This window comes from Caulobacter segnis, from assembly GCF_023935105.1.
In the GTDB taxonomy this organism is placed as follows: Bacteria; Pseudomonadota; Alphaproteobacteria; order Caulobacterales; family Caulobacteraceae; genus Caulobacter; species Caulobacter segnis_B.
Genome location: NZ_CP096040.1, coordinates 4,371,962 through 4,385,749 on the forward strand (window position 1 = coordinate 4,371,962; position 13,788 = coordinate 4,385,749).

Below are 13,788 nucleotides of genomic sequence, written 5' to 3' on the forward strand. Positions count from 1 at the left end.
CTGGCGAGCGGGATAGAACGATGTCCCGTCTTGGCATGATTGAGCAGAACGAATGCCGCCCCTCAGCCGTATCGACCTATCCATCCTCCGTGTCCTGGAGGCCGACGCCCGCATCTCGTTCGCCGATCTGGCAGAGCGGGTGGGCCTGTCGAAGTCGCCTTGCTGGACCCGCGTCCAGGCCCTGGAGAAGCAGGGTGTGATCACCGGCTACCACGCCCGCCTCGCGGCCAAGGCGGTCGGCAAGGGCCTGACCGTCTACGCCCAGGCCACCGTCGACTTCGCCCGCGCCGAGGCCTTCGAGGCCGCCGTCCTCAAGCACCCGGCCATAACCGACTGCCACTCCACGGCCGGCGCGGGCGACTACCTGCTCAGGGTCGTGGCCGCCGACGTCGAGGACCTGGACCACCTGCTGCGCAAGGACCTCAGCCAGCTGCCGGGCGTGCAGCGCTTCACCACGACCGTGTGCATGAAGGCGATCAAGGAGGGCGGCGGGTTGATGGGGTGAGACGGGCGGCGATCGGGCCGAAAGCTTCACGCAAGCCTCGGCGCTCATAGGCGGTGGGCCTTCCCATGGAGCCCCTCGCGATGACACCATCCTCGATCACCGGCCGTCTCGGATTGCTCGCCAGCCTGGCCCTTGTCTGCGCCGCGCCTCACGCCGCCTGGGCCCAGTCGCCGGTCGACGTCGCGGAAACACCGGCCGAGCCGCCGTCGCCCTACGCCGCCGCGCCGAACGATCCCTGGGAGGGGTTCAACCGCGGGACCTTCAAGCTCAATCGCGGCTTCGACCGGTTCCTGATCGGACCGATGGCCCGCGGCTACATGAGGGTCACGCCGCGCGTCGCGCGCAATCGCGTCACGACCTTCGTGGCCAACCTCGCCGAGCCGCGCACGGCCCTCAACGACCTGGCGCAGGGGCGGCCGCGCGCGGCGGGCGTGACGGCGTCGCGCTTCCTGATCAACAGCACGGCCGGCGGCCTGGGCCTGTTCGATGTGGGCGGCAAGCTGGGCCTGGAAGGGCATGTGGGCGATTTCGGCCAGACCCTGGGGCGCTATGGCGCCAAGCCCGGGCGCTACCTCGTCCTGCCCCTGATGGGCCCCACCACCTTGCGGGATGGCGCCGGCCGGCTGGTCGACATGATGACCGATCCGGTCTCCATGGCCACCGCCGACGCGCCGAAGATGTTCGGATCGATCCGGGCGACCACCACGGTCCTCGACAAGCGCGCGACCGGCGACGGCTTCTTTCGCGCCCTCGACGACGCGGCTGATCCCTACGCCATGATGCGCTCGGCCTATCTGCAGAACCGCGCCGACATGGTTCGCCAGGCCAAGGGCGGCGTCCAGGTCCTGCCCGATTTCGACGCCGCCAAGATCGAGCCCTGATCCCGGCATGGCCTATCGCTTCACCTCCTGGCGCGCCCTGATGGAGTGCGCCCTCCCGGCCCCGGAGGACGTCGTGTTCGGCGATCCGGACGCAGAGGCGTTCGTGACCGACGCCTTGCGGGACCTGCTGCGCATCGCCGGCGACGCGGACCTGACCGCGTCCCGGCGGGCGGCGGCCTTCGCCTCGGCCGTCAGCGGCCTGACGGGCGGCGGCGCGGGCGTCGCCTATGCCTATGACGGCCGCCTGCGGCGCGGATCCGCCGGCGACATGACGCTGCTGGGCTCGACCAGCCCCGGGCGCGACGAGGCGATCGTCATGGTCGCCGTCCGCGACGACCGGGCGTTCGCGCCGCTGCAGATGTCCTGGCGGGTCGCGAGATCCGCGGGCGGATGGCGGCTGATCGACGTAGAGTGTCGCGGAATCTGGCCGCGCGGTGGGCGCCGGTCGGCATTGGCGGGACGACGTCGCGAATGAAGCACATGCTGGGGATCCGCGCGCGCCTGGCGCCGCTGAGACGCCGACGGGGCGGGCCGTCGCTGATGCGGATGCTGGCGCCCCTGGTCCTGCTCGCCGTGGCCACCACCATCCTGTTCGCGGAGGTCAATGGCGATAAGCCGGACGAACCCTCTCTGCCCCTGATCCAGCACCTGACTCCGGCGCACCTTTGGGAAGAGCTCAAAGGCAACACGATGGAGATCCTGCTGCTGATCACCCTGATGATGATCGGCGTCTACCTGACCCTGCATATCGGCCTTCGGCCGCTCCGCCGCATGTCGCAGCTGGCCGGACACATCACCCCCGCCACCATCGAGGCCCGCCTGTCCGTCGACAGCGCCCCGCGCGAGATCGCGCCCCTGGTCGAAGCCTTCAACGCCGCCCTCGATCGATTGGAAAGCGGCCTGCGCGCGCAGCGGGACTTCTCGGCCAACGCCGCCCACGAACTGCGCACGCCCCTGGCGACGCTGCGCGCCCAGGTCGAAAGCCTGCTGGAGCCGGGCGAGCGCCGGGCGGCCAGCGAGGAGTTCGAGCGTCTTGGACGGCTGATCGCCCAACTGCTGTCCCTGGCCGAGGCCGAGGGCGGTGCCTCGGGCGTCAGCGCGCGCTTCGACCTCGTCGCCCTGTCACGCGACGTGACCGGCGAGATGGCCAGCTTCATCCTCTCCAGCGGCCATGGCGTCGGCTTCGACAGCGTGGTCGAGACCTTCATGATCGACGGCCAGGCCGGCCTGGTGGAGACGGCGCTGCGCAATCTGCTCGAGAACGCCGTCCGCCATACGCCGCCCGGCGCGGAGATCCTGGTGACGGTGGACGCCGCCGGCGTCCTGCGCGTCAGGGACGACGGTCCGGGCGTTCCGGCCGGGGTGCGGGACCGCGTGTTCGAGCGGTTCAGCCGCGGCGATCCGCGCGGCTCCGGCGCGGGCCTTGGCCTGTCGATCGTGCGTCAGATCATGGAGCAGCATGGCGGCGCCGCGCGGCTCGCGCCCGCCGACCGCGGCGCCTGTTTCGAGTTGGATTTCCAGCCGGTGGCGAAAGAGACGATCAGTCGGCCGCGCCGCCGCCTGACCTGACGGCCATGTAGCCGAGGCCGCGAAGGGCGCGGATCGTCACGTCCGCCCCCAGCTCGGCCATCTTGCGGCGCACGCGATGGACGTGAACCTGGATGGAGTTGTCGGTGTAGTCCTGGTCCAGGCTGTGCAGGCTGTCGCCCAGCTGGGCCTTGGTGACGACCCGGTTGGGATTGCGCAGGAACCTTTCCAGCACGATGCTTTCGCCGCGCGACAAGGGCAGGCGCGCCTCGCGCACGCTGATCTCGCGCGCGTTCTGGTCATATTCCAGATCGCCGTAGCGCAGGACGTCGGCCGTCAGGGCCGGCCGACGTCCCAGCGCCCGCAGGCGCGCCACCAGTTCCTCTATCGCGAACGGCTTGACCAGATAGTCGTCGGCGCCCCGCTCCAGCCCCTGCACGCGCTGGTCGACGCTGCCCAGGGCGGTCAGCATCAGCACCGGCGTGCGCAGGCCCGCCGCCCGCGCCCTGGGCAGCAGGTCCAGCCCGCTCTCGTCGCCCAGCATGATGTCGAGGATCACCACGTCATAGGTCACGCTGCGCCAGGCGTGCCATCCGTCCCCGACGGTGTCGAACAGATCGACCGTGAATCCGGCCTTGGCCAGCGACTTCACGGTCGCCTCGCCGAGCCGAACATTGTCCTCGATGAGCAGGGCGCGCATGGCCGTCAGAAGTTGTAGAGCAAGGCGAAGGCGACCTGACCCTGGTTCGCGGAGCCCCCGCGCGCGACTATGGGACTGTCGGCCGCGCTGTCAACGAGCCGGCGATAGCCGCCAAGGGCCAGGGCGCTCCAGCGGTCGCTGATCCGATAGCTCAGGCTGGCCCCGACCTCGACGTTCTCGATCCCGGCGCTGGCGACATAGGGCGAAAACCCGCTCGCCGCGGCCCCGGCGCCGGAGACGCCGTAGTAGGTCCTCATGTACTTCCGGTCGGCCCAGGTCGCCGACAGGTTGGCGCTCACGTTCCAGCGGTCGTTGAGCTGGCGGTCATAGCCGACGCCGGCCGTAGCCAGCACGCCCTTGTGGACCTTGCCGGTGTCGGTCAGCGCCTCCACGCCGATCGTCAGGTCGCCCGCCCCGACCTTCAGCCGCTTGCGGGCGAAAGCCCCGACGTTGACGGCGGCGTCGATCTCGCCCAGGCGGCGGACCGCCAGGTTCTTGATGTCCTTCTTCCGGCCGCGCTCATACGAGATGACCGGGCCGAACTCCAGGACCTGGCCGGACAGCACATTGGCCCGCAGCGAAGGCCCCTCCAGGGCCACGTAGCGGTCGCCCAGCCCATAGCGCAGGCCGACGAAGGGCAAGGGCTTGAACTCATAGTCCTTCGAGCCCTTGAACTCCGGCCGGTAGACGCCCGCCACGCCCAGCGACAGACTCAGGCCATCGCGCTGGTCGTCTTCGGCCCGGGCGACGCCGCCTCCGGCCAGGACGGGCGCGACAAGGCAGAGAATAAACAGATGGGGCTTCATTTCGGTGGGATCCGGCAACACCGCCTTGGCGCGGTGGCTGGCCTATGCGAGCCCAAGCTTGCGCGGACCTTTCGGCGGCCAACCTCGCCGCGCGCCGCGTCTCCGGCGCGTGGATTTTTCAGGCGACCAGGCCCTGTGGATAACTTTTCACTCGCGCGGCGCCCCCTCCCCCTCGGCGCTTAAGCCCGCTAAACCAGCGCCATGGTTTCGCCCGTCGCTTCCGCACCCGCCTCCAACGCGCCCGTCCCCGCCCCCACCCGCTCGCGCGTCGGCAAGCGGCTGTCGATCGTCGCCCCCTGCTTCAACGAGCAGGAGGTGCTGGACCTGTTCTTCGATCGGATCGAGGCGGAGCTGGCGGCGCTGGGCGTCGAGTACGAGATCGTCTGCGTCAACGACGGCAGCCGCGACCACACCCTGGCGGTGCTGCTGGCGCATCACCAGCGCGACCCGCGCGTCAAGGTCATCAACCTGGCCCGCAATTTCGGCAAGGAGACGGCCCTGTCGGCCGGGCTGGACGTGGCGACGGGCGACATGGTGGTGCCGATCGACGTGGACCTGCAGGATCCGCCCGAACTGATCGGCCAGTTCATCGACGCCTGGGAGGCCGGGGCCGACGTCGCCTATGGCGTGCGGGTCGACCGCAGCGCCGACTCGCTGCTCAAGCGCCTGACCGCCCAGGGCTTCTACAAGGCGTTCAACGGGCTGTCAGACGTCGACCTGCCCTACAACGCCGGCGACTTCCGGCTGATGGACCGGCGGGTGGTCGAGGTGCTGCGCCAGCTGCCCGAGCGCAACCGGTTCATGAAGGGCCTGTTCGCCTGGGTCGGCTTCCGGCAGCAGGCCATTCCCTACGCGCGGCCCGAGCGGGCGGCGGGGACCAGCTCGTGGCGCTATTGGAAGCTGTGGAACTTCGCCCTGGACGGCATCACCTCGTTCAGCACCGCGCCGATCCGGGTGTGGAGCTATGTCGGCCTGGCCGCGGGCCTGACCGCCGTGGCCTTCGCCGGAGCGATCGTGCTGCGCACCCTGTTCTTCGGCCGCGACGTGCCCGGCTATCCGTCGCTGATGGTGGTGATCCTGATGAGCTTCGGCCTGCAGATGCTGGCCATTGGCGCGCTCGGCGAATACGTCGCCCGCATCTATCAGGAGGTGAAGGGCCGGCCCCTGTACGTGGTCATGGACCGCTACGGGTTCGACTCTTGAGCCTGGCCGCCCTGCTGACCCCCGCGCGGCGGGCGTTCCTGGTCTCGGCGCTGCGCTACGGCGTGGCCGGGGTGTTCAACACCCTGGTCGGCTTCTCGATCATCGTGGCGCTGGACGTCGGCCTGCATCTGGATCCGCACCTGGCCAACGCCATCGGCTACGCGGTGGGGATCTGCTTCAGCTTCGTGCTGAGCAAGGTCTTCGTGTTCAAGGCGCGGCGCACGACCCGCTCGGCCCCGCTGCGCTACATCGTGGCCGTGGCCGCCGCCTTCGCCCTGAACCAGGGCGTGCTGACCCTGGCCCGGCTGGTCCTGCCCGAAGGGCCCCAGGCGGGCCCGCTATGGAGCGTGGCGGCGCAGGGGGCCGCGGCGGTCAGCTACACCGCCGCCCTGTTCCTGCTGAGCCACTTCTGGGTCTTCGCGCATGTGGAGACGGAGGCCTAGGACCTCCGCCCCCTACTGCACGATCCGGATCTCCTGCACCCCGATGCCCAGGACGCGGGTGTCGGGACGGGCGGAGCGGGCGTCGGGCAGGTCGAACATGAACCGCACCGGCTTGCCCGGGGTCACCGTCCCGTTCGGCACCTTGAAGCGGTAGGTGTAGAAGTTGCCCGTGTCGACGTTCTGGGTCTCCAGACGCTTGCCCTCGGCGTACAGCGTGGCCCGTTGCGGGCGCACCGGCTCATCCGAGAAGGCGATGGCGACGATGTCGACGAAGAAGCCGCCCGGCCCGATCTTCGCCGGCGCGTCCAGCTCGAACAGGGCCTTGTGGCCCACGGTCCACAGGCCCTTGCCGCCCGGGTCCAGGTCGGCCCAGCCCGAGATCAACGCCGACGACTTGGGCAGTTGGTCCAGACGGATCGACAGCAGCGGCGGGCGCTCGATGGCCAGCTCGCCCGGCAGCACCGGCGCCAGGCCGTCGATGCCGGCCAGGTCGCGGCCGCAGACCACGCCGCGCTTGAACCGATAGCAGTCGCTGCGCCGGGCGATTGGCTGCAGGTCGCCGCCCTCCATCTTGCCGTTGGCCATCACGATGGTCATGCGCCGGTCGCCAGGGGCTGCGTCCATGGTCAGGGCCGGGTCCACCGAGGCGCAGGGGGCGTCGTTGCTGCGCGCCGTGGCGAAGGTGTTGGAGGTCCCGCCCGTGCGCGAGGCGATCAGGGCCATCTGGCTGATCACCCGCTCGTCCAGCGGATTGGGGCTGCAGAAATAGGTCGGGCGGAACACCCAGGGGCGGCCGCGGATGACCGGGCTCTCGGCGAAGGCCTTGGGCATGTCCAGGGTGTCGGGCGCGGAGAAGATGTGGCGCACGCCCTGGCGCAGGGGGCTGGAGTCATAGGCCTGGACGGCGAAGGCCACGCCCAGCAGCGACAGGCCCACGCGCGGCGGCAGGCGGCTGGTCCAGTTGATCGCCAGCGCCATCAGCAGATAGCCCGGCGCCCAGAAGAACCTGCCGTGGGCGCGATAGCCGCCGACGATCTCGGCGATCTTGCCGCTGGGCTTGGGCACGTCGAACAGGTGCAGCGGGCCGGCATAGACCACCCAGCCGATGGCCCACAGGGTCAGCACCGTCATGGTCAGGATCAGCGGGGCCCAGCGGGTCCAGAAGCCGCTCTCGGGACGACGGCCGTCGATCAGGTCGCGCACGGCCAGGCCCAGCATGGCCAGCACCAGCAGCAGCACGCCCACGCCCATGAACTGGAAGCCCTCGAAATACTGGCCGCCGTTCGGGTCCAGGGTCCCGCGGTACCAGCCGCCGGTCCAGTACTGGCCGAAGACGTTCGAGGCCTGCGGCCACACCGGGCCCAGCACGTTCATCGAATAGAGGCCGATGGCGGCGGCCCCGCCGGTCGGGCCGCTGCCCTCGCCGTAGCCGAGGATGAAGGCCGGCAGGGCCACGGCGGTCAGGACGGCGACGGCCGCGATCGGGACGCGCTTCCAGGCGTCGACCCGGCGCTGGGTCAGCTCGGCCAGCAGGGCCGCGCCGAAGCAGGCCGCGATGGGGACCAGGTGATAGGCGTGGATGCCGGTGGCCAGAGCCGCCAGGGCCGCGAAGCCGCCGATCCGCTTGGCGGTCAGGCCGAAGCGCGCCGACGACACCGACAGGGCCAGGGCGAACAGGATCAGCCAGTGGCCGACCAGGGCGATGTGGCCGAACTGGCGGGCGATCCAGGTCGGGTACATCACGGCCATCAGCCCGCCGATCACCAGCGCCGCGCGGCTCTTGACCCCCAGCGACCGCAGCAGGGCGACCATGCCCCACGCCTGCAGCGGGTAGCTGATCATCAGGAAGACGCCCAGCGGGTTGAAGTACGGGCCCAGGCCCGAGGCCTTCAGCAGGACCGACAGCCAGGGGATGCTGTCGCTGAACACGATCGAGAAGGGCTTGGGCAGCAGGCCCGAGACCATGGTGATCGGGAACGTCCACGGCTGGCGGACATAGGCCTCGTAGGCCGCCGTCATGGCGATCATGTCGTTCTTGGGCCGAACCCAGAACTTCGCCGACGCCAGCGGAATGTCGAAGCCGAACATGAACCCGCACAGCAGGATCGGCACGATCGTGACGATCGCGACGAAGGCGATCCGCTCGATCTGGTCGCGCGACAAGCTAGTCGAAAAACGCATGGATTCTCCCGGCACGAGGACTGCTGCATAGCATCGAACCCGCGCCCGAACACCCCTGCGGCGGTAAGGGCGGGATCGCGCGTCCGGGGGTTGCGCCAAGGGACTTGTGATACGGCCCCGCGACCTCACATCGAAGGGATGAGCCAGACCACCCTGATCCTGATCGCCCTCGCGGCGCTGGTGATCCCGCTGGGCGTCTGGCTGATCCGCGCGGCCCGGCGCTCGCGCGGCGCCTTCGCCCCGCTGGTCGGGATGCTGATGCTGCTGGGCGCGTTCTATCCGCCCGATCCGCCGCCGCCCCCGCCGGCCGAAAGCGTCGCGTCGGACGAGGACGACGAACCGAAGGATCCGGTCGGCTAGGGCCGCATGACCAGCGACGCGCAATGAATTTATACTTGTAATTTTCAATGCGACCGCCGAACCTCCGTTCAACGGGATGGGAGAGCCTCGATGGCGGTGCTGGATTTCGGAACGCGCGTGACGCGGCGACTGTGGGCGCCGCTGGTCATCTCGGCCGTGGCGGTGACCGGGACGCTGGGCGCCTTCGTGTTCACCGGCTTCGACCTGGCGCGGTTCGAGCGCGAGAACGCCCTGCTGCCCACGCCCTCGCCCGTGCAGATGGCGCGCTACCGGCCGCTGGCCCAGGCCGAGTGGCGGATCGTCCGGGCCAATCTGGAGAGCCGCCTGAACCAGACCAATCCGCTGGAGCTGGGCGCGGTGTGGTCCACCCGCACCGGCCAGATCTGCGGCCTGGTCAACGGTCGCGGCAGCTTCGGCGGCCTGACCGCCATGACCCGCTTCTACACGGTCGACCAGCGCCCGGTCTTCCACCAGGACGTCGACCACATCGCCTTCCAGAAGGCCTGGTTCGAATGCCGCCGCGACCAGTACGTGATGCTGCACGCGGGGACCGAGGAGCCGGGCTTCTGCGGGACGGAACTGGGCCGGCGGCGGTGCTTCAACGTGCGGAACGGGGTTCCGGAGGGCTGACGGCGGGCGTTCAGATCCTGGCTCCCAGGCCTCTCGCGGGCCCGGAGGGTGAGACCGCCGATCGGGCGGCGCGACGACGGGAAGCCCAGCGGAAGAGCTCGGCGCTGACGAAGATCAGGACGACGTAGAAGACCGCGCCCTGCCACTGCTCGGACTTGGTCGCGACGGCCTCCGCCGCTCCGTCGGCGTTGACTTCGGACGCGCCCACAAAGGGTTCATGGACCAGAAACGACACGAAGTTGACGCCACAATGCGCGCCAATGGGAAACGCCAGGGTTCCGGTTCGCACGGCCGCCCAGCCAAGCGCCACGCCCAGAAGGAACCGGGTGACCAGGAAGTCGAGGCTCATCTCCATATGCGCGTAGGCGAACAGGACCGAGGCCAACAGAAGCGCCGCCGGCGTCCCGATCGCCTTCGCCAACTGAGGTTGGATGGCGCCACGGAACACGAGCTCCTCGCTGGCCGCCGCCGCGACCAGGAGCGCCAGCGCCAGCGAAACGAAGCCAAGATTGGTCAGGGCACCCCACGGCGGCCCGGTGACGACGGACGTTATGCCGATCGCCACGGCTGCGCCGATCAAAGCCAGTAACGGGAAGCTCGCGCCGAAAAAGCCGGCCATCCAGCCCTTCAACGCCTGGCGTCCCAAGGATGGCTTCACCGGCGCGATGAGCCGCAGGCGGCCCGCGATCCACACCGCCAACACCGATGCCGCGACGACCGACACCCCGCCGATCAGCAGCTGCAAGGTATGGTCCAGCGGGTTCTCATCGCCCCGCCCGATCACTTTGCCGGCTATCAGGATGGAAATACAATGACTCAGGGCCAGGCGGGTCAACGCCAGGAGCGCCCCGAAGAGAAGAACGACACCGACGGCCCGGACGAACGCTCCCAGCCTTTCGCGCTTCCACCCCACGGCCCCGCTCCGCGCATCCCCAACACCCTCAACCTTTAGGAGAGTCTCGGTCGGGTCAAGCGGCTATGTCGAGCCCGAGTAGGCGCCGGGACTTCGAGGTGAGCAACGGGGTTCGGGTTGAACCGCCCACGTCGTTCCTCCCCCGCGTCGCGGGGGAGGTGGCCCAGAGGGCCGGAGGGGGCCAATGCAGCATTCGCCAGCTTGCCCCCTCGGTCGCTCCGCGACAGCTCCCCCGCATCGCGGGGGAGCATCTGGAAAGTCCTACTCCGCCGCGTAGCTCTGCAGCGGGCGCACGTCCAAGGCTTCGGCCGGGGCGCTGGAGATGGCCTGGGCGGCGGCCAGGGCGCCGGCGCTGGTGGTGTAGTACGGCACCTTCATCATCAGGGCCGTGCGGCGGATCTCGAAGCTGTCCTCCAGGGCCTGCTTGCCCTCGGTGGTGTTGAACACCAGCTGGACGCCGCCGTTCTTCATCACGTCGACGATGTGCGGACGGCCCTCCAGGACCTTCTTGACGTGCTCGACCTTGACGCCCTGGGTCGCCAGATAGGCCTGGGTGCCCTCGGTCGACAGCACCGTGAAGCCGGCCTGCTGCATGAGGCGCACGGGCTCGACGATCCAGGGCTTGTCGCTTTCCTTGACCGAGACGAACACCGCGCCCTTGGTCGGCAGCTTGACCCCGCCGCCCAGTTGGCTCTTGGCGAAGGCGCGGGCGAAGGCCGGGCCCAGGCCCTGTTCGCCCTCGCGGATCCAGTCCAGGCCCATGACCTCGCCGGTCGAGCGCATTTCCGGGCCCAGCACCGTGTCGACGCCGGCGAAGCGGGCGAACGGGAACACCGCTTCCTTGACCGCGATGTGGTCGTAGGGGACGTCCTTCAGGCCGAAGCTCTTCAGGCTCTCGCCGGCCATGATCTTGGCGGCGATGGCGGCGACCGGCTGCCCGATCGTCTTGGCCACGAACGGCACGGTGCGCGAGGCGCGCGGGTTCACTTCCAGCACGTAGATGCGCGGGTTGTCGCCGTGCGGCTCCTCGATGGCGAACTGCACGTTCATCAGGCCGCGCACGTTCAGGGCCAGGGCCATCTGCACCGTCTGGCGCTTCAGCTCCTCGACCGTCTCGGCCTTCAGCGAGAAGGGCGGCATCGAGCAGGCGCTGTCGCCCGAGTGGACGCCGGCTTCCTCGATGTGCTCCAGCACGCCGGCCACGAACACGTCGGTCCCGTCGCACAGGGCGTCGACGTCGACCTCGGTGGCGCGGCTCAGATAGTGGTCCAGCAGGATCGGGTGCTCGAACGAGATCTCACCGGCGTTGGCGATGTAGCGTTCCAGGTGATCGTGGTCGCGGATGATCTCCATGCCCCGGCCGCCCAGCACGTAGGACGGACGCATCACGAACGGGAAGCCGATTTTGTCGCCTTCGGCCCGGGCCTCGTCCCAGGTGCGGGCGATGGCGTTTTCCGGCTGGGCGATGTTCAGGCCGTTCAGCAGCTGCTGGAAGCGTTCGCGGTCCTCGGCCAGGTCGATGGCGTCGGGGCTGGTTCCCAGGATCGGGATGCCCGCCTCTTCGAGAGCATGCGCGAGCTTCAGCGGGGTCTGGCCGCCGAATTGGACGATGACGCCGGCCAGGGTCCCCTTGCTCTGTTCGACATGCAGCAGCTCCAGCACGTCCTCGGCCGTCAGCGGCTCGAAGTACAGGCGGTCGGAGGTGTCGTAGTCGGTCGAGACGGTCTCAGGGTTGCAGTTGACCATGATCGACTCGACGCCGATCTGGTCCAGCGCGAAGGCCGCGTGGCAGCAGCAATAGTCGAACTCGATGCCCTGGCCGATCCGGTTGGGACCACCGCCCAGGATCACGGCCTTCTTGGCCGACGACGGGTCGCTCTCGCACTCGGGGACCTGGCCCAGGGCGCCGGTCTCATAGGTCGAGTACATGTAGGGCGTCGAGGCCAGGAACTCGCCGGCGCAGCTGTCGATGCGCTTGAAGACCGGGCGGACGTGCAGTTCCTGGCGCAGGGCGCGCACGGCGCCTTCGCTGGAGCCGGTCAGCTTGGCCAGGCGGGCGTCGGAGAAGCCTTGGGCCTTCAGGGCGCGGAAACCAGCGGCGTCGGTGGGCAGGCCGCCGGCCCGGACCCAGCCTTCCTGGCGGACCAGTTCGGCGATCTGGCGCAGGAACCACGGCTCGTAGCTGCAGGCGGCGTTGACCTCTTCCACGGTCAGGCCGTGGCGGAAGGCCTGGGCGATGACGCGCAGGCGGTCGGGCGTGGGCGTGCCCAGGGCGCGGATCACCGCGGCCTTGCCGGTGTCGGGATCGTCGGCGCCGTCGATCAGCACCTCGTCGAAGCCGGCCAGGCCGGTCTCCAGGCCGCGCAGGGCCTTCTGGACGCTTTCCTTGAAGGTGCGGCCGATGGCCATGACCTCGCCGACCGACTTCATGGCCGTGGTCAGCAGGGGCTCCGAACCCGGATACTTCTCGAAGGCGAAGCGCGGGATCTTGGTGACGACGTAGTCGATGCTGGGCTCGAACGAGGCCGGGGTCGCGCCGCCGGTGATGTCGTTCTTCAGCTCGTCCAGGGTGTAGCCGACGGCCAGGCGCGCGGCGACCTTGGCGATCGGGAAGCCGGTGGCCTTCGACGCCAGGGCCGACGAGCGCGACACGCGCGGGTTCATCTCGATGACGACCATGCGGCCGTCGGCCGGGTTCAGGGCGAACTGGACGTTCGAGCCGCCGGTCTCGACGCCGATCTCGCGCAGCACGGCGATCGAGGCCGCGCGCATCCACTGGTACTCCTTGTCCGTCAGGGTCAGGGCCGGGGCGACGGTGATCGAGTCGCCGGTGTGGACGCCCATCGGGTCGATGTTCTCGATCGAGCAGACGATGATGCAGTTGTCCGCCGTGTCGCGGACCACTTCCATCTCGTATTCCTTCCAGCCCAGGACGCTCTCTTCGATCAGGACTTCCGTGGTCGGCGACAGGTCAAGGCCGCGTTCGACGATCTCCTCAAACTCCTCGATGTTGTAGGCGATGCCGCCGCCGGTGCCGGCCAGGGTGAAGGACGGGCGGATGATCGCCGGCAGGCCGACGAACGCCAGGCCTTCGCGGGCCTCGTCCATGTTGTGGGCGGCCTTGGACTTGGGGCTTTCCAGACCCAGCTTGTCCATGGCGTCGCGGAACTTCTGGCGGTCCTCGGCCTTGTCGATGACCTCGGCCTTGGCGCCGATCATTTCCACGTTGAACTTGGCCAGGGTGCCGTCGGCCTCGAGCGCCAGGGCGGTGTTCAGCGCGGTCTGGCCGCCCATGGTCGGCAGGAGGGCGTCGGGGCGCTCCTTCTCGATGATCTTGGCGACCATCTCGGGCGTGATCGGCTCGATGTAGGTCGCGTCGGCCACGTCCGGATCGGTCATGATCGTCGCCGGGTTCGAGTTGACCAGGATGATCCGGTAGCCCTCGGCGCGCAGGGCCTTGCACGCTTGAACGCCGGAGTAATCGAACTCGCAGGCCTGACCGATGACGATCGGGCCGGCGCCGATGATCAGGATCGAGGAAAGGTCGGTTCTCTTGGGCATGGCTAACTCGCGCAAAGACACGGTCGCGCACATCCGCGCGCCCGCTGTCGACCATCTTGCAGGTTAAGGCGCCCGTGT

13 protein-coding genes are annotated in these 13,788 nt (G+C 69.2%); 8 read left to right on the forward strand and 5 right to left on the reverse strand.

Annotation, left to right across the window (positions count from 1 at the left end; genetic code table 11):
* Positions 1–52: 52 nt before the first annotated feature.
* The 4 genes from MZV50_RS20390 to MZV50_RS20405 all read left to right on the forward strand — a co-directional run bounded on the left by MZV50_RS20390 (position 53) and on the right by MZV50_RS20405 (position 2,955).
* A complete protein-coding gene (locus tag MZV50_RS20390) occupies positions 53–505 on the forward strand; it encodes an Lrp/AsnC family transcriptional regulator (protein ID WP_252631097.1) in 453 nt (150 codons plus the stop codon).
* Positions 506–585: 80 nt separating this feature from the next.
* A complete protein-coding gene (locus tag MZV50_RS20395) occupies positions 586–1,386 on the forward strand; it encodes an MlaA family lipoprotein (protein ID WP_252631098.1) in 801 nt (266 codons plus the stop codon).
* A gap of 7 nt (positions 1,387–1,393) precedes the next feature.
* A complete protein-coding gene (locus MZV50_RS20400) occupies positions 1,394–1,861 on the forward strand; it encodes an ABC transporter substrate-binding protein (protein WP_252631099.1) in 468 nt (155 codons plus the stop codon).
* Positions 1,858–2,955: a HAMP domain-containing sensor histidine kinase gene (locus tag MZV50_RS20405; RefSeq protein WP_252631100.1), complete on the forward strand. Its 1,098-nt coding sequence runs from the start codon at positions 1,858–1,860 to the stop codon at positions 2,953–2,955. Before MZV50_RS20400 ends, MZV50_RS20405 begins: the two co-directional genes overlap by 4 nt.
* Here MZV50_RS20405 and MZV50_RS20410 read toward each other — a convergent pair.
* Together MZV50_RS20410 and MZV50_RS20415 are read right to left on the reverse strand one after the other, a co-directional pair.
* The gene (locus MZV50_RS20410; RefSeq protein ID WP_252631101.1) at positions 2,927–3,613 is read right to left on the reverse strand and encodes a response regulator transcription factor; all 687 of its coding nucleotides are present in this window, start codon (positions 3,611–3,613) and stop codon (positions 2,927–2,929) included. The two genes, MZV50_RS20405 and MZV50_RS20410, sit on opposite strands and share 29 nt — an antisense overlap.
* 5 nt (positions 3,614–3,618) lie before the next feature.
* On the reverse strand, positions 3,619–4,419 hold the full coding sequence (locus tag MZV50_RS20415) for a MipA/OmpV family protein (protein WP_252631102.1): 801 nt from the start codon (positions 4,417–4,419) through the stop codon (positions 3,619–3,621).
* A 201-nt stretch (positions 4,420–4,620) separates the two neighbouring features.
* On the opposite strand from MZV50_RS20415, the gene MZV50_RS20420 reads away from it, so the two are divergent.
* On the forward strand, positions 4,621–5,622 hold the full coding sequence (locus MZV50_RS20420) for a glycosyltransferase family 2 protein (RefSeq protein WP_252631103.1): 1,002 nt from the start codon (positions 4,621–4,623) through the stop codon (positions 5,620–5,622).
* Positions 5,619–6,065 carry a GtrA family protein gene (locus tag MZV50_RS20425; RefSeq protein ID WP_252631104.1) on the forward strand — a complete coding sequence of 149 codons (447 nt, stop codon included), beginning with the start codon at positions 5,619–5,621 and terminating at the stop codon, positions 6,063–6,065. The genes MZV50_RS20420 and MZV50_RS20425 overlap by 4 nt, the downstream gene beginning before the upstream one ends.
* A 12-nt stretch (positions 6,066–6,077) precedes the next feature.
* On the opposite strand, the gene MZV50_RS20430 is transcribed toward MZV50_RS20425, so the two are convergent.
* Positions 6,078–8,246 carry a DUF6311 domain-containing protein gene (locus MZV50_RS20430; RefSeq protein WP_252631105.1) on the reverse strand — a complete coding sequence of 723 codons (2,169 nt, stop codon included), beginning with the start codon at positions 8,244–8,246 and terminating at the stop codon, positions 6,078–6,080.
* 138 nt (positions 8,247–8,384) lie between these two features.
* Between MZV50_RS20430 and MZV50_RS20435 the strand changes: the two genes are divergently transcribed.
* Complete coding sequence (locus tag MZV50_RS20435; protein ID WP_252631106.1) at positions 8,385–8,606, forward strand: hypothetical protein; 222 nt, start codon at positions 8,385–8,387, stop codon at positions 8,604–8,606.
* Positions 8,607–8,696: 90 nt separating this feature from the next.
* Positions 8,697–9,236 carry a hypothetical protein gene (locus tag MZV50_RS20440; protein WP_252631107.1) on the forward strand — a complete coding sequence of 180 codons (540 nt, stop codon included), beginning with the start codon at positions 8,697–8,699 and terminating at the stop codon, positions 9,234–9,236.
* Between the two features lie 10 nt (positions 9,237–9,246).
* Here MZV50_RS20440 and MZV50_RS20445 read toward each other — a convergent pair whose 3' ends face one another.
* Positions 9,247–10,071, reverse strand: coding sequence for a CPBP family intramembrane glutamic endopeptidase (locus tag MZV50_RS20445; RefSeq protein WP_252631108.1), 825 nt, complete (start codon positions 10,069–10,071; stop codon positions 9,247–9,249).
* Positions 10,072–10,410: 339 nt separating this feature from the next.
* The gene (carB, locus tag MZV50_RS20450; RefSeq protein ID WP_252631109.1) at positions 10,411–13,710 is read right to left on the reverse strand and encodes a carbamoyl-phosphate synthase large subunit; all 3,300 of its coding nucleotides are present in this window, start codon (positions 13,708–13,710) and stop codon (positions 10,411–10,413) included.
* Positions 13,711–13,788: the final 78 nt, after the last annotated feature.